20 protein-coding genes and 3 pseudogenes are annotated in these 22,131 nt (G+C 35.8%); 14 read left to right on the top strand and 9 right to left on the bottom strand.

Features of this window, described 5'->3' with window-relative positions; translation table 11 throughout:
* Positions 1-141 precede the first annotated feature (141 nt).
* Positions 142-633 (bottom strand): annotated as a pseudogene (locus tag AC2CGR_RS09980) (DinB family protein).
* Positions 634-923: 290 nt separating this feature from the next.
* Between AC2CGR_RS09980 and AC2CGR_RS09975 the strand changes: the two are divergent.
* The 5 genes from AC2CGR_RS09975 (at position 924) to AC2CGR_RS09955 (ending at position 5,022) form a co-directional block, all read left to right on the top strand.
* Positions 924-1,967 (top strand): ArsR/SmtB family transcription factor, encoded by a 1,044-nt coding sequence (locus tag AC2CGR_RS09975; protein WP_484480783.1) that lies wholly within the window; start codon positions 924-926, stop codon positions 1,965-1,967.
* Between the two features lie 51 nt (positions 1,968-2,018).
* The gene (locus AC2CGR_RS09970) at positions 2,019-3,239 is read left to right on the top strand and encodes an MFS transporter (protein WP_087964494.1); all 1,221 of its coding nucleotides are present in this window, start codon (positions 2,019-2,021) and stop codon (positions 3,237-3,239) included.
* Positions 3,240-3,327: 88 nt separating this feature from the next.
* Entirely contained in the window at positions 3,328-3,654 is a 327-nt protein-coding gene (gene hmoA / locus AC2CGR_RS09965; protein WP_000469503.1) for a heme-degrading monooxygenase HmoA, read from the top strand.
* Positions 3,655-3,723: 69 nt separating this feature from the next.
* Complete coding sequence (locus AC2CGR_RS09960) at positions 3,724-4,428, top strand: nucleotidyltransferase domain-containing protein (RefSeq protein ID WP_087964493.1); 705 nt, start codon at positions 3,724-3,726, stop codon at positions 4,426-4,428.
* Positions 4,429-4,626: 198 nt separating this feature from the next.
* Complete coding sequence (locus AC2CGR_RS09955) at positions 4,627-5,022, top strand: VOC family protein (protein WP_087964492.1); 396 nt, start codon at positions 4,627-4,629, stop codon at positions 5,020-5,022.
* A 158-nt stretch (positions 5,023-5,180) separates the two neighbouring features.
* On the opposite strand, the gene AC2CGR_RS09950 is transcribed toward AC2CGR_RS09955, so the two are convergent.
* Entirely contained in the window at positions 5,181-5,771 is a 591-nt protein-coding gene (locus AC2CGR_RS09950; protein ID WP_131102443.1) for a hypothetical protein, read from the bottom strand.
* A gap of 278 nt (positions 5,772-6,049) precedes the next feature.
* Between AC2CGR_RS09950 and AC2CGR_RS09945 the strand changes: the two genes are divergently transcribed.
* Complete coding sequence (locus tag AC2CGR_RS09945) at positions 6,050-6,553, top strand: GNAT family N-acetyltransferase (protein ID WP_029438749.1); 504 nt, start codon at positions 6,050-6,052, stop codon at positions 6,551-6,553.
* 121 nt (positions 6,554-6,674) lie between these two features.
* Here the strand turns inward: AC2CGR_RS09945 and lsrF are convergent, their stop codons facing one another.
* Genes lsrF through AC2CGR_RS09925 form a run of 4 tightly spaced genes read right to left on the bottom strand, consistent with a single transcriptional unit; the run spans position 6,675 to position 10,346 of the window.
* Positions 6,675-7,457 carry a 3-hydroxy-5-phosphonooxypentane-2,4-dione thiolase gene (gene lsrF / locus AC2CGR_RS09940; RefSeq protein WP_000219782.1) on the bottom strand — a complete coding sequence of 261 codons (783 nt, stop codon included), beginning with the start codon at positions 7,455-7,457 and terminating at the stop codon, positions 6,675-6,677.
* A gap of 6 nt (positions 7,458-7,463) precedes the next feature.
* On the bottom strand, positions 7,464-7,826 hold the full coding sequence (locus AC2CGR_RS09935) for a cupin domain-containing protein (protein ID WP_087964490.1): 363 nt from the start codon (positions 7,824-7,826) through the stop codon (positions 7,464-7,466).
* A 25-nt stretch (positions 7,827-7,851) separates the two neighbouring features.
* Positions 7,852-9,414: an autoinducer-2 kinase gene (gene lsrK / locus AC2CGR_RS09930; RefSeq protein ID WP_131102441.1), complete on the bottom strand. Its 1,563-nt coding sequence runs from the start codon at positions 9,412-9,414 to the stop codon at positions 7,852-7,854.
* Positions 9,414-10,346: a sugar-binding transcriptional regulator gene (locus tag AC2CGR_RS09925; protein ID WP_087964488.1), complete on the bottom strand. Its 933-nt coding sequence runs from the start codon at positions 10,344-10,346 to the stop codon at positions 9,414-9,416. The genes lsrK and AC2CGR_RS09925 overlap by 1 nt, the downstream gene beginning before the upstream one ends.
* A 197-nt stretch (positions 10,347-10,543) precedes the next feature.
* Here AC2CGR_RS09925 and AC2CGR_RS09920 point away from each other — a divergent pair, with 197 nt between their 5' ends.
* The 4 genes from AC2CGR_RS09920 to lsrB are packed head-to-tail and all read left to right on the top strand — an operon-like array spanning position 10,544 to position 15,001.
* Positions 10,544-12,025, top strand: coding sequence for a sugar ABC transporter ATP-binding protein (locus tag AC2CGR_RS09920; protein WP_102990381.1), 1,482 nt, complete (start codon positions 10,544-10,546; stop codon positions 12,023-12,025).
* A complete protein-coding gene (locus AC2CGR_RS09915) occupies positions 12,022-12,975 on the top strand; it encodes an ABC transporter permease subunit (protein WP_484480782.1) in 954 nt (317 codons plus the stop codon). The genes AC2CGR_RS09920 and AC2CGR_RS09915 overlap by 4 nt, the downstream gene beginning before the upstream one ends.
* Positions 12,972-13,961, top strand: coding sequence for an ABC transporter permease (locus AC2CGR_RS09910; protein ID WP_087964486.1), 990 nt, complete (start codon positions 12,972-12,974; stop codon positions 13,959-13,961). The genes AC2CGR_RS09915 and AC2CGR_RS09910 overlap by 4 nt, the downstream gene beginning before the upstream one ends.
* Complete coding sequence (lsrB, locus tag AC2CGR_RS09905; protein WP_131102436.1) at positions 13,958-15,001, top strand: autoinducer 2 ABC transporter substrate-binding protein LsrB; 1,044 nt, start codon at positions 13,958-13,960, stop codon at positions 14,999-15,001. The genes AC2CGR_RS09910 and lsrB overlap by 4 nt, the downstream gene beginning before the upstream one ends.
* 46 nt (positions 15,002-15,047) lie before the next feature.
* On the opposite strand, the gene AC2CGR_RS09900 is transcribed toward lsrB, so the two are convergent.
* Positions 15,048-16,550: a malate:quinone oxidoreductase gene (locus AC2CGR_RS09900; protein WP_087964484.1), complete on the bottom strand. Its 1,503-nt coding sequence runs from the start codon at positions 16,548-16,550 to the stop codon at positions 15,048-15,050.
* A 380-nt stretch (positions 16,551-16,930) separates the two neighbouring features.
* Here AC2CGR_RS09900 and AC2CGR_RS09895 point away from each other — a divergent pair, with 380 nt between their 5' ends.
* Both AC2CGR_RS09895 and AC2CGR_RS09890 read left to right on the top strand, forming a co-directional pair.
* On the top strand, positions 16,931-17,977 hold the full coding sequence (locus AC2CGR_RS09895; protein WP_087964483.1) for a DUF2332 domain-containing protein: 1,047 nt from the start codon (positions 16,931-16,933) through the stop codon (positions 17,975-17,977).
* A gap of 36 nt (positions 17,978-18,013) precedes the next feature.
* Positions 18,014-18,739: pseudogene (locus AC2CGR_RS09890) on the top strand (MFS transporter); the annotation flags it as partial.
* Positions 18,740-18,836: 97 nt separating this feature from the next.
* Here AC2CGR_RS09890 and AC2CGR_RS09885 read toward each other — a convergent pair.
* Both AC2CGR_RS09885 and AC2CGR_RS09880 read right to left on the bottom strand, forming a co-directional pair.
* The gene (locus AC2CGR_RS09885; protein WP_131102434.1) at positions 18,837-20,174 is read right to left on the bottom strand and encodes an FAD-binding oxidoreductase; all 1,338 of its coding nucleotides are present in this window, start codon (positions 20,172-20,174) and stop codon (positions 18,837-18,839) included.
* Between the two features lie 152 nt (positions 20,175-20,326).
* A pseudogene (locus tag AC2CGR_RS09880) lies at positions 20,327-20,491 on the bottom strand (GNAT family N-acetyltransferase); the annotation flags it as partial.
* 85 nt (positions 20,492-20,576) lie between these two features.
* On the opposite strand from AC2CGR_RS09880, the gene AC2CGR_RS09875 reads away from it, so the two are divergent.
* Positions 20,577-21,068, top strand: coding sequence for a nitroreductase (locus AC2CGR_RS09875; protein ID WP_131102432.1), 492 nt, complete (start codon positions 20,577-20,579; stop codon positions 21,066-21,068).
* 214 nt (positions 21,069-21,282) lie between these two features.
* On the top strand, positions 21,283-22,131 hold an 849-nt coding region (locus AC2CGR_RS09870; protein WP_484480781.1), incomplete at its 3' end, for an SH3 domain-containing protein.

The following is a 22,131-nucleotide window of genomic DNA, read 5'->3' as shown; positions in this document are numbered from 1 at the left end:
GAAGTTATGAAGAAGGTAAATGATGTTTGGGATTCCTGTATTTTAATTTGCTTTATTTTGAGCAATCGCAGTAATTACAAAACAAGTAGCTATTTTCAATTGTTTTGTTTCATGTTAAACGTAAGCAAATGTAAACATCGCTTATAAATAAGAACGATGAGTTGGCCATGAACCTTGAAGTTTCCGAAGTTGTATAATTTGTCCTGTATGATAAGCATCATGCAAAAAGATATTCATATATTGTTGCCAAATTGGTAGAGAAGGCTTTGGTTGATCTAGTTCTGCTTCTTGAAGGGAGGTTAATGAAGATTGTAAGGCATCATGTACTTGAAGCGTTCATTTCACTGTTTGCTGCCAAGCGTCATCATCATTAGGTCCACCTTGGATAAACGTCTCATCATTATTTTGTGGAGCAACAAATGTGTCATCTTCATGTAAGCGGGAAAGTAGGCGCTCTTTAAAGACTAATAAATGGTTCACATTTTCCCAAATCGTATTACTGGCAGCACCTTCTGGTTGCCAACATGCTTGTTCAGCCGTAAGATTCTTTAACGCTTCTGATATTGGTGGGTACCATTCTTCTTTATAGAAAACTTGTTGGACTCCATTTTGCAACATTTCTTTTCTTCCCATTCGTATAGCCTCCTGTTCATTTTTCTTCATAAAATCAATTCTCTTTTCTCTTCAATAAACCTTCTCAATAGCTGAACAAGAGAAGGAAATGCAACGTATAACAGAGCCATGAAAAAACTTCATTTTTAATAATCAAGGTTTTCATTGAGTCAGAATGAAAAAGAGTATAAACCTTTTCTATTTGCTCATTGATTAAAGTATTTTTAAAATTGTAATGTAATTCTAGAAATATAGAAGGTAAAATTCGATAAAAATAGAATTTAATATATAGCAAACAAGGAGGGATAAAAATGGAGGTCTATCACATAACAAGTAGAAAAAGGGAAACTTATAACGTTCAAGTGAAATATTCGATACTTTTCGAATGTGCGCTTGGCATTGCAGCAATTACTCATAAGAGGTTAATTGATACACTGGAAAAGAGTCAAAATGAATGGGAAGAAATTAAGAAATCATTAACAGAAGAAATGAGAGAGCACTTACAATTTGTCGAAGAACATAATACGTGGAAAGCATTACTTCAAGTGTTGTATGAAGAAGACATGCAGGATGTATCGCAGTTTCATGCTACAATCGATTCACTTTCAGAAGAAGGTTTGAAGTATACATGTTTACCGTTTTTAGGGGAGAAATATGAAACGAAAAGACGTTTAGCCGCAAGTAGAGATGCAACTGCAATACATGAACTAAAGGAATTAACGCAGGATCATGCGTTTTTCTCTACTTATATTCGTTTTATATGTGATGTTGATGTACAAGTGCTGAAATCTCATTTAATTGCTGTTATGACAGGGTGGTATGAGAGCGTGATTCAGAAAGAGGAAGAAGAAATACGTTCTATATTAAAACGAGATTATGAAGCAAAGATTGAAATGAAGAAAAAGATGAAACTAGAAGAGTTTGTCGAGTGGGCTACAGGTGGCGTTATTTATATGCCAGAGCCAAGTGTTCATCACGTACTTCTTATTCCGCAAATGACGTACAGACCGTGGAATATTGAGGCGGATATTGAAGATACGAAAGTATTTCATTATCCAGTTGCAAACGAAAGTATCCATCCTGAAGATCCATATGAACCGAATTATTTTTTAGTTCAAAAACATAAAGCTCTTGGAGATGAAGCGAGGTTACGCATTGTAAAAATGTTGTTCGAAAAAGAACGAACATTGCAGGAAATTACAGAAAGATTGCAACTTGGTAAATCGACTGTACACCACCATTTGAAATTGTTACGTGCAGCGAAGTTAGTGGATATACACGATGGAAAATATGTATTAAGAAAGAAAGCAGTACAGTCTTTAGCGAAAGAGTTAGATATGTTTTTGAATAGATAATTAACAACGAGAATGTACATAAAGGGAGGAATATAAAAGAAAAGTTGGTGTATGAAATTGAAAAATGTATTGAAAAATCGTTCGTTTTTTTTTATGTGGATTGGTAGTGCAATCTCAGAATTAGGAGGGGCTTTCGGAACGTTATGTAATTCAATTCTAGTATATGAGTTAACAGGATCAGAAATGGCTTTAAGTAGTATGTGGTTATTATATTTCATCCCATCACTCATACTGCAATTAATCAGCGGCCCATTTATTGATAAATGGAGCCGGAAGTGGATTATGATATTTTCACAATGGATACGAGCGTCCGTATTTTTATTACCTTTAGTGATGCTAGTTTCAGGTAGTATAGAAGTTTGGCACATTTATGTTGTTCAAATTGTAGTGGGACTTATTACACCACTTTATACACCTGCAAGTCAAGCCATTACACCGAGCATTGTAAGGAAAGAACAACTTCAAGATGCGAATGCGTACATTGATGGAATGACTCGCCTTATGATGTTTCTTGCGCCAGTATTAGGTGGAGTAGTCATTCATTTCATTGGAACAGAATTTACATTATCTTTCGTATGCATTTGTTTATTTGTTAGTGGTGCTTTCTTACTTTATATAAAAGAAAATAGAACGTCGCAACCTATTCGGAAAACGTGGCTTGGACAGTTTCTTCACGGTTTTACATATTTTTTTACAAAACCAATCATCGTTTGGCTCGGTATATTTCTTACTTTCGTGCAATTTGGAGTTGGGGTAACGATGGTTACAAATCTTCCTTATATAAAAGACGAGCTGTCAGCGGGATATGCGGAATTTGGTTATTTTATGGCCGGATTCCCACTTGGCTATGTAGTTGGATCTATACTAGTCGGAAAAGTAACATATAAAAGCAGGCGTATACTTATGCTTGGAGGATTGTTTATCGGGGGACTCACATACATTTCGCTAGGTTTTAACCACAGTATTGTAATGGCGATAATAATTGAAATAGTTGCAGGTGTTTGTATTGCCTTTTTCAATGTTTATAACACAACGATATGCCAACAGTCAGTTCCGAACAATATGATAGGACAAATATTTTCAGTGCGATTATTTTTCATACGATCCGCTATGCCGTTAGGTGTGTTAGTAGGGGGCATATTGAGTGAAATGTGGGGAGTAAGAGCACTATACTTTATTATCGGCTCAATTATATGTGTCACTTCTTTAATCGGAATCTTACTCCCATATTTCAAATTTTTAGATGAGGCGATAGAAGAGAAAACAGCATAATTCGAAAAATTTAAATTTTATAATTGAAAATAATTATCATAATCAACTATAATGGTAGTATTCGTATTACAATGAAGGAGTGGGATATATGTTTATCGAAACGAAAACATTTACAGTAAAAGAAGGTACATCAAATATAGTTGTAGAACGTTTTACTGGAGAAGGTATTATTGAAAAATTTGAAGGCTTTATTGACTTAAGTGTTCTTGTGAAAAAAGTAAGACGCGGCGACGAAGAAGTAGTCGTTATGATTCGCTGGGAATCTGAAGAAGCATGGAAAAACTGGGAAACAAGTGAAGAACACTTAGCGGGACATAGAGCGAGCCGCGGTAAACCAAAACCAGATCATATTATTAACGTTGATCATGCAGTTTATTATGTGAAATCATCAAAAGCGGCTTATCAGCAGTCGTAATATATAAGTAGAGGATACATGTTGTAGATGCTAACATGTATCCTCTTTTTGTAGTAATGGGGGATGGAAATGATGGAGAGTTTTTCATTCATTACAAATGAAAAACATAAAAAATTGGTACAAACAATTTTAAATGAATATTTATTTAGAGATAAAGTAAATGGATTCATGCTAATTGGATCTGTCGCAAGAGGCGATGCATATCCTGAATCTGATTTAGACTTCTATATTCTTTTGGAAGAAGGACAAAAGAAGAAATTTCATTCTGAAACGAGAGAAGATATTTTAGTTGAATATAAGAGTGCGGATTTTAATCAAATTCAAGTAAACTTTAAAAACAATCCGATGGAACTATACTCATTTCTAGAAGGGAAAATTTTGTTTGATAAAAGCGGTGAGCTAAAAAAGTTAAAGGAAATAGCTACATATGAATTTGAAAACTATCGTGTTTCTAGCGACAAAATGAAGGGCATTTCTCATTGGTTGCATAGTTCGTTAATTAAAATTCAATCTGCTTTAAAAGCAAATGATGAGTTAAAAGCTTCATACATAGTTCAAACTTCAACTTGGACATTGTTAGAAGGGATATGGACTATTAATAATAAGCCAGTACCGCCAGCTGGGTCTGTTTTAAGATATATTCAAACACTGCCGAATAAACCAATTCATTTAGACGAGTTACTTAATAAGCTATTTTTAGGAGATACAACAGAGCGAATCCCTTCAGCAATTGTCTTAATTGAGTGGGTTCTACACAATCTGGAAAATAAATAATGAGGCTATTTTATATAGGTAAATTAATATTTCACGTCGAACAGTATATGTAATTACAGTCATAAAAAAACGTTCTAGGCTATGGAGAAAAGTATTAGACTATAAAGCATAGTCTTAGATGGAACGCTTGAATATCTTACATATTTAAGTGTTATGAAAATATGTCTACATACCTTCTGCTTAAAAGGAGATGAGTGAATGAAGTTAAATCATTTGAATTTATGTGTGGATGATTTATCAGAAGCGAGACACTTTTTTGAAACATTTTTTGATTTTCAATTTTTGGAGCAAAAGGGAAAGGCACTAGTAGTGCTGAGTGATGAAAGTGGATTTATACTTGTGCTGAGCGATCCAAAAGCATTTAAGGGGAATAAGGAAGTTATGTATCCTGAAGCGTTTCATATTGGTTTTTTAGTGGATACATCAAATGAAGTTGATCAAGCATATAATCGTTTAGTAGCTGGCGGCATTGAAATAGAAAAGGCACCGTATTCTATGAGAGGTAGTAGTTACGGTTTTTATTTTACAATGTTTAACGGATTGTTAATTGAAGTGTCCTGCCTTGACTATAAAGATGGTAAGAAAATTCAATAGCAATTAACAAGAGTAATTGTTTGAAGATGTAATATAGCCCCTTATCCAGTTTGGAAAGGGGCTTAATTATTTTGTTTGTTTGTTTTTTTAAGGTGTATAAAAGGTGAAAAATAAGCGGGGTTTAGTTAGGAATATGACTTGTGAGATAGCTTCTTTATTTAATCTATCTGAATTTCAAATTCAAGCATAGCTTGATTTTTCTTAAACGGCATATCGAGTTCTTTAAATCGTAAACTTATTCCAGACAGATTATCAGGAAGGGCAGGAGATACAACGAAATGATGACTCATATGTCCATCAGTGCCGCCACCACCTTCTGACCAGCAGTCATATGTATCATCTATTGATAATTGGAAGAAACTATGAGGCTTAACTTCATTCGTGGAATCCCAATCGCTATATAAATAAATTACACTAGCATTTGCATATTGCCGAATAAAAGTTACGGTATACATGATACCTTTATCTTCATACGTTTTAAAAACAGGTATATGTTTTTTGAATGTAGTTGGTTCGACACGAGGTTTAAATTCATCTTCGTCCATCATGGAAGAGAATAGTGAATGTAGATAGTCTGGATAAAATTCGTATTGCTTTGCCCAATTATAAATCGCTTCATCATGAGGAAAACCTGGGTTACCATCTGAAAGTTCTTTTCGTTCTTTTAATAGTGCACAAATTTTTTCATCGATAGTATATAATCTTTCATTGTAATAATCAGTAGGACGTTCAAAATTCATTCTTCGCATAATTATTCCTCCTTTTCTTTATTTTAACAAAAAAGAAATAATGATACATTTTTAAATGTAAAAATTCAGTGAAAACCTAAAATCATTTATAAATCAAATATTGTAGATTTAAAATGAAGTTTCATAACAAGGTCTATTTTGCAAAGAAATTACTTATGCATAAAATAACAATAATGTATCTTAATGCAAAAAAATCTAGAGAATCTAGCAGGTTTCCCATATGGTACAGTACGAAACTATTATAAGTAGTACAGTGATATAAATAGGAGGTTACCGCTATGACATCCGTATTTAAAGATATGGCGTTCCAGCTGAAAACGGAACGACTCGATCTGAATATGTGGGAGGAATCTGATGCAGTTTGGCTGAGGAAATTAATTGGTGAACGTGGTGTGGACATGCCAACCATTGAATCTGTTCGTAGTTCTCTTATCGAAATGCGCAAGAAAGCAGCTGAAAATGGCATTTCTCTTCTCACGATTCGTAGACGAGACGAAGGCGATTTCATCGGATACTGTGGCTTAATTATCGGTCGTTCTACGCTTGAAGAGCCAGAGATTGCATACGAGTTGTTCCGAAGTGCTCATCGCATGGGTTATGCGACAGAGGCAGCATCAGCAGTACTTGAGGCTGCGATTGCTACGGGGCGCCATAGACTTTGGTCAACAGTAGGCGCTTGGAATACTGCGTCTTTCCGGGTATTAGAAAAGATAGGATTTAAGCGGCATCACAGTACGTTTGGCGAACGCGGTGAAATTGTTTGGAACGTACGCGATCTGTAGAAATCTAATTAGATTCGAACAATTAAAAATGTAAAAGAAAGCCCATATGTTACATATGGGCTTTTCCTTATAGTAAATATTGATTTTGTATTTATTTAAGTGTAATAGTCTATCTATTATCTTAGTTTTTTACATCATCATATAATTCTAGCGCCTCTTTCACATTCAATCCATTCTTCACAATACCATGTATTGCTTGAATCATCGCAGCTGGATGTTCAGATTGCCATATATTTCGGCCCATATCTACTCCGATTGCACCTTCTTGCAGTGCGTTGTACGTAATGTTTAATGCATCTTCAATTGAATCTAGTTTTGGTCCACCAGCAATTACGACTGGGGCAGGGCATGTGCTTGTAATTTTTTCGAATCCTTCGCAATAATACGTTTTAATAATGTCAGCACCCATTTCGACGCATACACGGGAAGCAAGTGCTAGAAAGCGAGCTTCCCGTTTTTGTAGTTCTTTGGCAACTGCGGTAATGCCGAGTACTGGCAGACCATAATCGTGAGCTTCCGAAACTACATTTGCGAGATTTGTAACTGTTTGTGTTTCATAGTCTGATCCGACGAAAACAGATACACCTACGCCAATTGCGTTTTGTTTTACCGCTTCTTTTACAGGTGTAACAATTGTTTCATTTGCTAAGTCTTTTCCGACGACAGTAGCTCCGCCAGATACACGCATAACCATCGGTGTGCTGCAGTTTTCAGGAATGCAGGAGCTAAGTACACCACGCGTTAAAAAGAGAGAATCCGTATAAGGAAGTAAGTTTTTAACTGTTTCAAGTGGCTGTTCAAGCCCATGAATTGGTCCTAAAAAGTAGCCGTGATCTATTGCTAACATAACCGCTCTGCCATCAGGTAAAATTGTATTTAATCGATTTTTAAATCCCCAAGTCATTCGAAATCACTCCTTCGTTAATGTTGGATTTTCCGTTTGTACCGTATCTTTACTTGCTAAATGTGGTGACTTAATAAAAACTGCTTTAAAAGGTTTGTCAGAATGGTTAATAAGATAGTGAGATTCATGAGGACGAACTTGCAGGACATCACCTTGTTTAATTGGAACTCTTTCGTTATTCACATAGAAATCTATTTCACCTTCTAATGCATAAAAGACCTCTTCGCACGTCGTATGATAATGGTTTTGAAACTCTTGCCCAGGCTGAATGACAACAAGGCCAAGGTCAATATTCGGCCCTTGTATTAAATATTTCGGCCCGTTATCACCGAAGCGATAGGAGAAGTCATTTTCATTCGCTTTTAACATACAGTTCACTCCTTTATGTAATGTGTTACAGTGCACCAGGCGCAATCCACATATGTGAGGTGAGCCCTTTATCAGCTAAAGCGAGCTGACTGTCATACACAGTTTTCCATGTTTCATAGAACTCTTTATATAGTTCGTGATTTTCAGTAACTGGTTCGAATGTTTGCTCCCACTGTACAAACTGTTCGGCAGTTTCTTCCATAGATGAATATATGCCAGCGCCAACTCCAGCAGCAATTGCAGTTCCTAAAGCAGCTGCTTCTTTCACAACAGGTACTTTTACAGGAATACCAAGGACATCTGATAAAATTTGTGGCCATAGTTTTCCTTTAGCGGCACCGCCAGCAAAAACGACTTCAGAAGGGAATGTCCCTGTGAGATTTTCTATTAATTTTAAGTTGCCTAGTGTTACGAAGGCTGCATTTTCTTCAATAGCACGGAACAGTTCTTTTTTTCCACATTTGTCAGCGTCTAAACTTAAATTTAAAAAAGAAGGTGCGGCATGACGCCAAGAAATGTAGTTCATAACGTTTGAAAAAGTAGGGATAATGCCATGTGAACCGACAGGTACGTCTTTCGCTTGTTCTTCTAGTAATTCATAAGCATCTACACCGAGTTTGTCAGCAAGTTTCTTTTCCTCTTGGCAAAAAGCGTCTCGAAACCAGCGCATAACGAGGCCTGGGAAAAAGGCAATCGTTTCATATTGCCATAGGTTACGTACGACGTGACAATTTATACGAATCGCAGCATATGGATCCGCTATTGGCTCAGTAACATTCACTTCTTGTTGCCAAAAGCTACCTCCGCATATTAATGTTTGATTCGGTTTCACAACTCCAGTTCCGAGCGATGCCATTTGAGCATCTCCGCCCCCGGATACGACAGGAATTCCTTCTCGTAATCCAGTTAATGCTGAACACTCTTTTGTAACAGTACCAATCACAGTGCCAGCTTCATTTACTTTTGGTGAAAATGGCAAAGTTATACCACACTCTTTAGCTACATCGTTATCCCAATTTCTATTTTGTAAATCAAAGATTCCAGACGTACAACCGTTTGAAGGATCAATTTGCAGCACGCCGCTTAGTTTATATAAAATCCAATCGTTTAACATTGTAAAAGAGTGAATAGTATTATAGACGTCGGGTTCATGTTTTTTAATCCAAAGTAGGCGGGGTAAAGCACCTAATGAAAAAGTTTGACCAGACTTTGTATATAAATCTTTTTCAAGATGTGACCGAATTTCTTTTAGTTCACTAACCTCGGCGGATGCGCGCCCATCAACATTTGCACATGCCCATATTTCTTGCCCATCTTGATCATATAAAACAAATCCTTCCCGCATACTTGTAGCGCTAATAGCAAGAATAGAAGAGGCAGGGGGATTGCTTTTTTGAAGAACCTCTTTCGTGCATTCTTGTACTAGCTTCCAATTTTCTATTACATCAAAGTTCATAGAGCCTGGATAACGAGGGTCAGATTTGTGAATCCATTCTTTTTGACTTACTGCAGTTTGATTACCATGTAAATCAAAAAGAACTGCTCGAATGCTTCCTGTACCAGCATCGAAAGCTAATAAATGGGACATTAACAATCACCATCCTTTCGTAATAAGGAGAGGGCAGTTTCCTCATCGGTAATTAATGTATGAATAAACTTTCCTTTTAAGGCACCATAAATTGCATCTATCTTTTCTGTACCTCCAGCAACACCGACGACATGATTCATATTGCGCAAAATAGAGAGAGGCGTGCCAATTAGACGATTGTGATGCGAGAGCTCTAATAAATCGCCATTTGTATTATAAAACTGTCCTAAAATATCGCCAGCACCGTTTTGACTACGAATATATGTCATCTCACGTAGTGTTAATTTTTCTTCTTTTACAATCGTAGCGTCTTGAGATAATCCTCCAATACCGACAACAGCCGTATGAGCAAGTGAAGCGACATGAAGCATATCTTTTACACTCGGTTCTGATAGAATACTTTGTGCCATTTCGGTTGTAGACGCTAGAAACGGCGTAGGAATAATGTGAAGATTGCCTTGCATGTAGTGTAAATAGTTTTGTTTTCTCGGGAGATAGTGATTTACTCCGCCTGTTAGCGTTACGATTGAAAGGTTGATAGAACTTTCAAAATGAATGTTTTCTAGCATTTTGCTAATTGTTTCTCCCCAGCCAATACCGAGTAAACCTCCTTGCTGGAGCTGAGTTTCTAAATATTGTGCAGCAGCTTTTCCGAGAGAAGCGTGATAATTGTTTACTGGGGTAGGGATAATAAAAGCATCTTTTAAGTGGAATTTTTTCATTAAGTCACGCTCAATACTTAAACAGTGCAAACCAGTCCCTTTTACGTGAAATGTAACGATACCTTCACTCCGTGCCTTATCTAATAACCGGACGACTTTATTTCTTGAAATATGAAGAAGTGAAGCGATCTCCTGTTGTGTTAATTGGTCTTTATAATAGTACCAAGCTACTTTCGTTAATAAATTCTCTTCAAAGTTCAGCTGAGTCATACTCTTCATCCCTTTCAACAATTGACCACTGCTTAAACATATGTGCCATATATTTTGTTTATTCCAGTTGAAACGATTAATAGTACGTAGAAAAAAGTGTTCTAGATATAAAAAAAGGAATATACAATGCTACAAAACAAGTAGAACAAATAATCATTTTCTCAAAAAATGTTCTGGATAAAGGCAGGTGACATTATGTGGAGAACGTACCTTTATTACAAGTAAAGAAAATGAGTAAGGCGTTTTTAAATCAACTTGTATTAAAAGAAGTGAACTTACAAGTAGAGCGTGGAGATATATATGCTTTAGTTGGGGGAAATGGTGCCGGAAAATCAACATTAATGAAAATATTAACGGGGTTATATTCGTATGATGATGGAGAAATGTATGTAAAAGGAACGAAGCAACAGTTTTCAAATCCGTCAGAAGCACACCGAAACGGTATTTATTTAATACCGCAAGAACCACTTATTTTTCCGCATATGACTATTGAAGAAAATATATGTATCGGGTTAAAAGAAAAGAAAAAGAAATTAAGAGTACAGATTCAGCAATTGATTAGCAGCCTAGGATGGGGTATTGACCTTAATGAACTAGGAGGATCATTATCGATTGCGCAACAACAGTTAGTAGAAATTGTTAGAGGATTAATACGAGAAGCCGAGATTCTTATTCTCGATGAGCCAACTTCGACATTAACAACTCACGAAATTAAGAGTCTTTTTGTGTTGATGAAAAGTTTACAAGAAAAAGGAATTGGGATGATTTATATTACGCATCGCTTTCCAGAAATCTTTGAAATTGCCAATAAAGTAGCAATACTACGTGATGGAATGATTGTAAGCCAAGGTGATGTATGTGACTATACATATGACATGCTGATGGAGGGACTATTGCCAAAAGGGTCTAAACAGAAAGAGAAAATAGAAGTAGTTCAAGAGACAGCAAGGACGAAAAAAATATTAGAAGTGATCGATATAACGAGCCACGCATTCGAAAATATATCATTCACTGTACATGCGGGTGAGATTGTAGGTGTTGCTGGCATAATAGGATCTGGCAGAACGGAATTAGCAGAAGCGATATTTGGATTGAAAACTATAAAATCAGGGTCTATCTTATTAGATGGAAAATCAATTGATACGTGTTCTTTGCATAAAAGGCTAGATGAAGGACTAGTTTATGTGCCAGAGGATAGGGCGAGGAATGGAATTTTCTCAATTGCTTCTGTTAAAGAAAATATTGCAGCAGCAAGTTTACAGCAAAATAATCGCTTTTTTATAAATCAAGAAAAAGAAAGCGCTTTAGTTAATTCGTTTATAGAACAGTTCCGAATTGTTGTGCAGAATATGAATGAAGAACTGGCATCTTTATCAGGAGGTAATCAGCAGAAGGTCGTGCTTGCGAAGTATCTCGCATGTGATCCTAAAATTATTATTCTTGATGAGCCGACTCGCGGAATTGATGCGAAAGCAAGGCTTGAAGTGTATGAGACGATAGAAAAAATGAAAAGGGAAGGACTCGCAATTTTATTAATCTCCTCAGATGTTGAAGAAATTGTTCAATTAGTAAATCGTGTATATGTAATGAGAAATGGGCGATTTGTTTCTCATATGGAAAAAGAACAATTGAGTGTGAATGAAGTTACACGCCTTGCATACGGAGGTGTAGCGGAATGAAACACATGTTAAAGATGCACGAAACGTCTATCATACTGTTACTACTAATTTATATAGCTATTGTAGGAATGATAAACCCTAGTTTTATTCAATTTAACTCGTTATCTTTAATGGTGAAATCTAGCGTTATTTTAGTCGTGCTAGCAATCGGCCAATCGTTCGTCTTATTTACAAAAAATATAGATGTATCAGTTGGTTCAAGCATGGGGTTAAGTGCAGCAGTTTGTGGGATGTTGTTAACGAATGAATATAATACATTCTTGTCAATTCTTGCTGCTATTATACTTGGGGGCATTATCGGTTTTATAAATGGTATTGGGGTTGCGAAGTTTCGGGTACCAGCCATTATTATGACATTAGGCATGTTAGGAATTGTTAGAGGTGCGATGTTAATTTTCACAGGCGGGAAGTGGATTGAAGATATTCCAAACAATTTTAAGCAGCTGTCATCTATCGTCATTCTTGCTTTACCTATAACTGTATGGTTCGTTCTTATTCTTTTACTACTACTATACTTCTTTTTAAGGAAAGTGCCATTTGGAAGATACTTTTATGCGGTAGGTGATAATGAAGATGGAGCGAGACTTATTGGTATACCTGTTAATAAAGTGAAGATATATGCGTTTATGATTTCAGGCATAAGCGCTGCGCTCGCTGGTTGCATATTTGTTATGAATATCGGGTTCGTTCCGAATCAAACAGGAACCGGGATAGAACTACAGGTTATTGCAGCTGCTGTACTAGGAGGAATTCATTTAAAAGGAGGAACAGGATCTTTATTTGGAGCCGCATTAGGAGCATTATTTTTAGAAACAATAAGCAGTTCACTCGTCTTTTTAAAAATACCAGCATTTTGGAATAATGCTATTTCAGGTTTTTTATTATTACTTATTATCATATTGGATAGTGTTATGAAAAAGCGGAAGGCAGAAAGGAGGATGAATCTATGAAGTATTTATACAGATGGGAAGGTGTTCTAATTGTATTACTTCTAATAGAATTCATTCTCTTTAGTTTTATAAATAGTGATTTCTTAAATATTAGTAATCTCCTTTATAGTACAAATGATTTCCTATTTATCGCAATTGCGGCGATACCAATGACTTTCGTTATTGTAACAGGAGGAATTGATGTATCGGTCGGCTCAATAATGGGGCTCACTTCGATCTTGATTGGTGTACTTTGGATGAGCGGAATATCTATTTTGTTTGCTCTCATAATATCCCTAGTAATTAGTTGCCTAGCAGGCGCTTTAAACGGACTCATTATAAAAATGACAGATGTCGAACCACTCGTCGTTACACTCGGAGCGATGTTTTTATACGGAGGAATTGCACTCGTCATTTCAGGAGGGGCAGGTGCTTCTGGGTATGAAGGAATAAGCGGTTTACCTGACACATTTGTACAACTGGCAAACGGTAGTTTTATAGGAATACCGAATCTATTATGGTTACTAATTATATTAACGATTTTATGCACGATATTGTTTCATCGCACCATATATGGGCGCCACGTAAAATTAACAGGTGCGAACGAAAATGCAGCAAAATACACCGGGATTAAAACGAAAAAAGTAGTCATCATAGCTTACATACTTTCCGGGTTAGGAGGTGGATTAGGAGGTGCTTTCTTAACCGCGTATTTTGGTTCCGCACGTGCTGATATGGGAAGTGAAACAATTTTACCAATCATTACAGCAGTTGTATTAGGCGGGACACTTATTACAGGGGGAAAAGGAAGCATTATCGGTACTGTACTGGCAAGTATTTTTATTGGGCTCATGCAGTATGGCTTGCAAATGACGGGTTTAACAAATGAACAATCCAACGTAGTAATTGGTATTATTCTTATTCTTTCAGTTATTATGAGACATTTCAAATTACATCAATTCACACTGGGGAAAAGAAAGAATTTGCATAAGGGGGAAATGTCATGAAGAGAAAACTAGGGATTGTATTCATTGTATGTATTTGTTTAATCGGTTTAATCGCTTGTTCTAGTCAAACCGCAGATAAGAAAAAAGCTGATGATGTGAAATTTGCATTTATCCCAAAATTAACTGGAGTTGGCTTCTTTACATCAGGTGGTGAAGGAGCAAAAGAGATGGGAGATAAGTTAGGCGTGCAAGTGAAGTATGATGGACCGTCTGAAGCGAGCGTATCAGGGCAAGTAAAGTATATAAATAATTTTATTAACCAAAACTATGATGCACTTATGGTTTCCTCTACATCAGTTGATGGTTTATCGCAATCACTACAACGTGCTAAGAAAAAAGGAATGACTGTCTTAACGTGGGATTCTGATGTGAATCCGAAAGACCGTTCCTTTTATATCAGCCAAGGAACACCAGACCAACTTGCTAATTTATTAATAGAAATGACCTCAAAGCAAATTGGAGATAAAGGAAAAGTAGCATTCTTTTATTCTAGCCCGACAGTAACGGATCAAAACCAATGGGTAACGAAAGCGAAAGAAATTATTAAAAAGAAATATCCGAACTGGGAAATTGTAACGACGCAGTACGGTGAAAATAATGCGCAAAAGTCTTTGTCAGTAGGAGAGAATATTTTAAAAACGTATCCTGATATTAATGCAGTCATTTGTCCAGATGCAACGGCACTTCCGGCAATGGCACAAGCAACTGAAAATTTAAAAATGGATAAAAAGGTTGTCGTAACTGGCTTCTCTACACCAAACGTTATGCGTGATTACGTAAAACGAGGAACAGTAGCACAATTTGGTTTATGGGATGTAAAACAACAAGGTGCACTCGCAACGTATGTTGCAAATGAAATTGTTGTAAAAGGGAAGAAGTTAAAAGTAGGGGATAGCTTCGAAGTAAAAGGAATCGGAAAAGTGAAAGTAGAGCCAAACTCCATTCAAGGATATGATTATGAGGCAGAAGGAAATGGAATTATCGTGTTACCAGAGAGAGTTGTATTTACGAAGGATAATATTGATAAATATAATTTCTAGTAACGAAAAAACGTCCGAATGTATCGGACGTTTTTTAATGTCTTCATTAGTTATGAACTGTTTCTTTTTCATTTAATCCAAGTGTACGACCAGTCGAAGTGTGAAGGTCTTGGAACAATCTTGGATTTTCAGTTAGTGAAATGCCGTAAGAAGGGATCATTTCTTTTATTTTTCCTTCCCATTCTACCATTCGGCTTGGGAAACATTTTTCTAATACTTCAAGCATAACATGAACGGCAGTAGAAGCACCCGGTGATGCACCTAGTAATGCGGCGATTGATCCATCAGCAGCACTAACAACTTCAGTACCGAATTGAAGTGTACCTTTACCGCCAGCATCAGTATCTTTAATTACTTGTACACGTTGCCCAGCAACTACAATATCCCAATCTTCACTTTTCGCGTTCGGAATGAACTCGCGTAATTCTTCCATACGTTTTTCATGTGATAACATAACTTGTTGAATTAAGTATTTTGTTAGTCCCATTTCTTTTACACCAGCAGCTAACATCGTTAAGACGTTATTCGGTTTTACAGAACCAATTAAGTCAAGGTTTGAGCCAGTTTTTAAGAATTTAGGTGAGAACCCTGCGAACGGTCCGAATAATAAAGCTTTTTTATTGTCTATATATCTTGTATCAAGGTGAGGTACAGACATTGGCGGAGCGCCAACTTTAGCTTTACCGTATACTTTCGCATGATGTTGCTCTACAACTTTTTGGTTTTTACATACCATAAATAGTCCACTTACTGGGAATCCACCGATATGTTTTGATTCAGGGATACCAGTCTTTTGAAGTAGAGGTAGGCTACCGCCACCGCCGCCGATAAAGACGAATTTAGCAGTGTGATGCTCAATTTTACCACTATTCATATCGTGTACTTTTACTTCCCACAAACCATTCTTCGTGCGTTTAATATTTTCGACACTATGTTTGTAGTTTAGCTCGACATTTTTCGTTTGTAAGTAATCAAACAACATACGTGTTAATGCACCGAAGTTCACATCTGTTCCAGAGTCAATCTTCGTTGCAGCCATAGGCTCATTAGATGTACGACCTTCCATAATGAGTGGAAGCCATTTTTTTAATGTTTCAGGAGCATCGGAAAATTCCATGCCTTGAAACAGTGGATTTTTTGAAAGCGCTTCAAAACGGTTTTTTAGAAACTCAACATTTTTTTCACCTTGTACTAAACTCATATGAGGTAGAGGCATAATGAAATCTTGTGGATTACGAATTAATTTGCTTTTTACAAGATATGCCCAAAATTGTCTTGAAAGCTGGAATTGTTCATTCACTTTTACAGCCTTACCAATATCTATAGATCCGTCAGATTTTTCGGAAGTATAGTTCAGTTCGCATAGCGCAGAATGCCCTGTACCTGCATTATTCCATTCGTTAGAGCTTTCTTCCCCGGCACTTGCGAGTTTTTCAAAAACTTTAATTTCCCATTCAGGTGCTAATTCTTTTAATAATGAGCCTAACGTTGCACTCATAATTCCTGCACCAATTAAGATAACGTCTGTTTTTTGCTGCATGTTGCTCATGATAATCTCTCCATCCCCTATATTGGCAAAAAAGAGTAGGTGTTTTCTATGTCTAAGCCGTAAAAGAGAAACACCGCCTAGGCCCCACCTAGGTGTATACCTTTTTTGTCTCAATTATATAACCATCTCATACTCTATTATAATAATTAATAGACTAAAATATCTAGTGTTATCTGATAATTTTAAAATATTTAACGCTTTATTTGCCAAAATTCTTATTTAACAAGCACTTTTCAGTTAATGAATAGAAAAAAATTACAGTTTGAAATTATCTCGAAAAAGCTTACGTATCCAAAAGTGAGTAGAAAGGATACCTTTTTATGGGACTTTTCGGTCTGTTTATTATATGATTATTCTGAACAATTAAAGGAGGGATACACATGCGTACACAAGAACAAATCGCAAACTTATTTCGAAATTTTTCAATAAAAGAATGTAAAGGGTCAAGTGACTTATATGAATACTTAGCAATAAAAATAGCTGAAGATGAGGAAGTACTTACACTATCTTCCTACGCTCAAGCAGGTCAACCAGTCCCAAACTTATTATTAGGTGCAGTACATTATTTATTACTAGCAGGGAAAGAACATCATTTAAAAACGTATTATAGTAGCTTAGTTGAACATGCCAATACGAATTTAGATCAAGCTTTTGATCATTTTAAAGATTTCTGTAAAATGTACAGAGAAGAAATTATTAATTTATTACAAACGAAACTCGTTCAAACGAACGAAGTAAGACGATGTGCGTACTTATATCCAAGTTTCAGTTACATATTTAACAAAGTGAATAAACCGTTATCGTTAATAGAAATTGGTACAAGTTCTGGATTACAACTATTTTGGGACCAATATAGCTATTCGTACGGAACAGATGAAACATACGGAAATATAAACTCGAATGTACATGTCACTTCTGAAATAAGAGGGGAGAATGTGCCTCAACTTTTAAAAGAAAGTCCACCTGTCGTAGGAAGAATCGGACTAGATTTACATGTAAATGATTTACAAAGTGACGAAGATTATTTATGGCTACGTGCACTCATTTGGCCAGAACATAAAGAAAGACTTGAAATGTTTGACGAAGCGGCATCTTTAGTAAAAAATAAATCTGTTCAATTAATAGAAGGAGACGGTGTAGAGTTATTACCATCTATTATTGAACGAATAAGTGAAGATGCGGTTATCTGCATTTTCCATACACACGTCGCAAATCAAATACCTGAACAAGTAAAACGTAAGCTAGAAAAACAAATCCAAGAAATCGGTGCAAAGCGTGATGTATTCCATCTTTATAACAACATGTGGGACCGGGACTTTCATATTGATTATTATATTAACGGAAACGAATATCGTGAAACGGTTGGAGAAACGGAAGGGCATGGGAGATGGTTTAGCTGGAAGCTTGGGAATGAGACGCTTTGTTAATATTTGAGGAATTTTTATTTTCAAGAAATTAAATAAATGAACTTTTTGTTTATACTTGCTTTTTATTTCGTTCAAGTAGAAGGTATGTCTGAGTTACAGTCAGGTTTAATCATTAGCACGCTAGCGATTGTTTCAATGCTTGTTACAGCAATAGTAACACCACTTGCAGCAAAGCGGGGAAGTTCATTAATAGATAGTATAGGGCTATTAACATTTATCGTAGCGTCATATTTGTTTAGTCAAATAGATTCAAACTTTACTACATGGGATTATATTTGGAGGCTAATAATCGTTGGGATTGGAGCAGGTTGCACATTAGCGCCATATACAACAACAGCAGTTTTAAGTGTGCCTATTGAAAAGTCAGGTGTTGCTGCAAGTATTTGTAATATTTCAAGAACAGTTGGAAGTATTGTTGGGGTTGCGATACTGGTGATTTTTCTGAATCATCAGTTGTTAGTTGAAAAAGAGAAGGTAAATAGGGAAGTAGTAACTGTGATTAAAAAAAGTGATTTGTCAAATTTAGAAAGGGAACAGGTATTGCAAGCCATAAATAAAAAACAACGGATATTATTAAAAACAGATGAGGAGGGTAAGATTTACAAGCAACTAAAGGAAAAATATAAGCAAGGAATTATTCGTAGTTATAATGTAGTATTTTTAATGGGGAGTATTATATTTTTTATCGCTTTTGCTTTTAATATAGGAAGAGTCATTATAAATAAAAAGAGAAGTAAAAGAGCAATGTCTTATATATCATAATGTTGTTATGTAAACAAAATAATATTTATACTAAACTGCTAAATAAACAATATAATATGCATGTTTATTTAGCAGTTTGAAAATAGTATTTAAATAATTAAAAAGGCGGAATACTTTGCGGGAAGTTAAAAACATTTTTTGGATCATATTTTGCTTTTACTTCCATTAATCGGTCAAAGTTGCAACTGAAGTATGCATCTGGCCAATTTTTAATGGATAGGTCAGGAGTATTAACGTAGACACCTTTTGTAAATGGAAGCATCGCTAAGCGGAAGTCTTCAACCCATCGAATACTTCCAGCGGCACCTTCTGGTTGCTCCCAAGTAGCGAATATGGACATGTTTGATAGTGCTTTTCGGTAAAAGTAAGCAGTTGCCTCGTTTGGCACCTCGGCAACAGCACCGCCTAATCCGTGGAAAAATACGGAGGTGGTGGAAAAGGGAGGTGTATTATTAATAAAGTGATCGATAATGGATAGTCCTTCTTCTGGTAATAGTTCATATACATACGGACCAACACTTTTAAATGGTAAAGGTGTTGCGGGTTGCTTCTCAGCTATTTTCGCAGCTGCTTCTGCCCAAGGTATTTCTTCTATAGTTACTTGCATTGGTGAGCCTGCTTTTAATAATGGCTGTAATAGTGTCTGTAATTCTTGAACAGAACCGAGAAAAACTCCTTGCATTAATAGAGATGGTTCTAATCCTGCAGACATGAATAGTGTAGTTGTAAGTCGTTTATCAGCGCAAGGTAGTGTGTATTCTTGCCAAGAGTTTAATACGGGTTTTAAATCTGATATCCCCCAGCTTATTTCTGCGAAGCCTACTGTATTGATTTTATGCGTTCGAAATTTGAATGAAGTACATATTCCAAAGTTTCCACCACCAGCACCTCGTGAAGCCCAAAAGAGATCAGAGTTACACTTTTTGTTCGCACGTATTACACAGCCGTTTGCGTCTACCATTTCTAATTCAAGTAAATGATCAAGGGTTAATCCAAACGGACGAGAGAGTATGCTATGTCCGCCCCCTAAAGTAACACCTGCAATACCAGGAGTAGGACAAACTCCGCTTGGCACAACTAATCCTTCAGCTGCAAGTGTTTCAGTTAAAGAAAGGTTCCTCCATCCAGTTCCGATTGTTACAGTTCCACTACCATGATCAATTTCTAATTGCTTCATTTCACTTACATCAATTACAAGACCAGCATTGCTAATGGATAATGCCTCATAATTATGACGTCCAGAGCGCATGCGCATAGGGACGTTATGTAATTTTGACCAGCGAACGGCATTCACTACATCTTGCGTATTTTGGGCAAAGACAATGATTAACGGGAATTTGTTGAAGAATGTGTTGAACTCCTCGCGAGCTGAATTATAATCAGGACTAGTAGGTGTAACGATACGACCAGTAAGTTCAATTTGTTGATTATTCATTTCAGCTATCTCTCCTTGACGTGAAATATATAATGTGGAAATACAGAAAATAAAAAAGAACTGACAATACTTTATAAGTAAATGAATAAGGGAAGAGGATTATGCCAATAAAGAAAAGGCAGTGCTTCATATGTAGCACTGCCTTTTTGTAATTATATGTATATACTCAAAATCTCCCCAGGTAATCCATCAATCTCACAAACTTTCTCCGATGTAAAACCTACGCTTAGTAAAATTTTGCGAGAAGGGATATTATTCGGATCGAAAATTGCTTTTAGTACGTTTACATCTGTTTGCTTCGCTATTAAAGATAGTTGTTAATTTTTGATTATGTATGTACATACAATATGTAATTAAATAAATGACCAACATAGTAATTACAGAAAAGGGAGAATGAAGCATATGAATCAATTTGAGCAAATGATGTACGTTGGTGTCATGATGTCTATTGTACTATCCGTATTGATTTTGGGTTCTTTATATTATAATCCCCGACTTTCGTTAACGGATTATCCGAAAGATATTCAAAAAGTAGTTTTTCCGAAATCGATTCATGAAAAAAAGCAAACGATTTACTTTAATATTGCATATAACGCTATTCTTTTCGGTACGCCTTTCGTTTCTACATATATACTACATAAACATGAAAAATTATTATATATTGATGCCTATTTACATACTTTTGGTATTTTAATGATTTTCAATTTAGTAGATTTATTCATAATTGATTGGCTAATTTTTTGCTGGATTACCCCGAAATTTCTAGTTATTCCTACCACGGAAGGGATGAAAGGGTATAAAGATTTTAAATTTCATTTAAGAGGGGCTATAGTCGCTACTCAATTTTTAGCAATCGTAAGTATATTTTTGGCGGGAATTGCGACGACTATATAGTATGAAGAGGGACATGAAACGTGTATAGAAGATAAGGAGATTTATAAAATATAGAATTAAGAATAAGAATTTGATAGTATTGAAGTAAGGAGTTTTAATAACAGTATATTAAGTCGTATTAATATACCTGTTGCAAATGTTTTCGTATGATATTAAATTTTATTATTTTTACGAAAGCATTTGATAGAATTCAAAAAATATAATGGAGGCTCATATGAAAAAAGTAATTGGCGCAGCAACAGCAACAGTTTTTGGATTGGGAGCATTTACTACAACTGCTACCGCAGAAACAATCGTAACAGCAGATGTACTCAACGTACGTGAAAAACCGACTACGGAATCAAAAGTTGTCGAAAAAGTAAAAAACGGGGAAGAATTAAAAGTCATACATACTGAAGATGGCTGGTCAAAAATTGAGTTGAATGGTAAAGAAGTATTTGTAAGCTCGGAGTTTACAAAAGATATTTACCATGTAACAGCAGATTTATTAAATGTACGTACTGAAGCAAACACGGATTCAGAAATTCTTGGCAGACTAAAAAAAGATGATGTAATTGAATCAACGCATCAAGTAAAAGACGGATGGCTGCAATTTGAGTATAAAGGAAAAACTGCTTATGCAAACGTTTCTTTCCTATCAAGTACAGCACCAACTGAAAAGAAAACTGAAGTGAAAACGAAGCAAGTAGCGAAAGTACAAAAATCAGTTAAAGAAAAGAAAGAAGTAAAGACGCAGAAAGTAGCAAAAACGAAAGAAACAACGAAAGCACAAGAAATAGTAAAGCCTAAAGAAGAGGAAAAAATCAAAGAAGAAGTAAAAGTTAAAGAAGAAGAGAAAGTGCAAGAAATAGTAAAGCCTAAAGAAGGAGCAAAAGTCAAAGAAGAAGTAAAAGTTAAAGAAGAAGTAAAACCTAAAGAAGAAGAGAAAGCGCAAGAAATAGTAAAACCTAAAGAAGAAGTAAAAGTTAAAGAAGAAGAGAAAGCGCAAGAAATAGTAAAACCTAAAGAAGAAGTAAAAGTTAAAGAAGAAGAGAAAGTGCAAGAAATAGCAAAGGCTAAAGAA

It is taken from the genome of Bacillus sp. LSHTCR4 (genome assembly GCF_057197025.1).
This window is presented reverse-complemented; position numbering and strand designations above follow the sequence as displayed.

Coding starts and splice junctions, on each gene's coding strand:
- AC2CGR_RS09975 (WP_484480783.1), top strand. CDS start 924: ATGGAGGTCTATCACATAACAAGTAGAAAAAGGGAAACTTATAACGTT.
- AC2CGR_RS09970 (WP_087964494.1), top strand. CDS start 2,019: ATGAAATTGAAAAATGTATTGAAAAATCGTTCGTTTTTTTTTATGTGG.
- hmoA (WP_000469503.1), top strand. CDS start 3,328: ATGTTTATCGAAACGAAAACATTTACAGTAAAAGAAGGTACATCAAAT.
- AC2CGR_RS09960 (WP_087964493.1), top strand. CDS start 3,724: ATGATGGAGAGTTTTTCATTCATTACAAATGAAAAACATAAAAAATTG.
- AC2CGR_RS09955 (WP_087964492.1), top strand. CDS start 4,627: ATGAAGTTAAATCATTTGAATTTATGTGTGGATGATTTATCAGAAGCG.
- AC2CGR_RS09950 (WP_131102443.1), bottom strand. CDS start 5,771: ATGCGAAGAATGAATTTTGAACGTCCTACTGATTATTACAATGAAAGA.
- AC2CGR_RS09945 (WP_029438749.1), top strand. CDS start 6,050: ATGACATCCGTATTTAAAGATATGGCGTTCCAGCTGAAAACGGAACGA.
- lsrF (WP_000219782.1), bottom strand. CDS start 7,457: ATGACTTGGGGATTTAAAAATCGATTAAATACAATTTTACCTGATGGC.
- AC2CGR_RS09935 (WP_087964490.1), bottom strand. CDS start 7,826: ATGTTAAAAGCGAATGAAAATGACTTCTCCTATCGCTTCGGTGATAAC.
- lsrK (WP_131102441.1), bottom strand. CDS start 9,414: ATGTCCCATTTATTAGCTTTCGATGCTGGTACAGGAAGCATTCGAGCA.
- AC2CGR_RS09925 (WP_087964488.1), bottom strand. CDS start 10,346: ATGACTCAGCTGAACTTTGAAGAGAATTTATTAACGAAAGTAGCTTGG.
- AC2CGR_RS09915 (WP_484480782.1), top strand. CDS start 12,022: ATGAAACACATGTTAAAGATGCACGAAACGTCTATCATACTGTTACTA.
- AC2CGR_RS09910 (WP_087964486.1), top strand. CDS start 12,972: ATGAAGTATTTATACAGATGGGAAGGTGTTCTAATTGTATTACTTCTA.
- lsrB (WP_131102436.1), top strand. CDS start 13,958: ATGAAGAGAAAACTAGGGATTGTATTCATTGTATGTATTTGTTTAATC.
- AC2CGR_RS09900 (WP_087964484.1), bottom strand. CDS start 16,550: ATGAGCAACATGCAGCAAAAAACAGACGTTATCTTAATTGGTGCAGGA.
- AC2CGR_RS09895 (WP_087964483.1), top strand. CDS start 16,931: ATGCGTACACAAGAACAAATCGCAAACTTATTTCGAAATTTTTCAATA.
- AC2CGR_RS09885 (WP_131102434.1), bottom strand. CDS start 20,174: ATGAATAATCAACAAATTGAACTTACTGGTCGTATCGTTACACCTACT.
- AC2CGR_RS09875 (WP_131102432.1), top strand. CDS start 20,577: ATGAATCAATTTGAGCAAATGATGTACGTTGGTGTCATGATGTCTATT.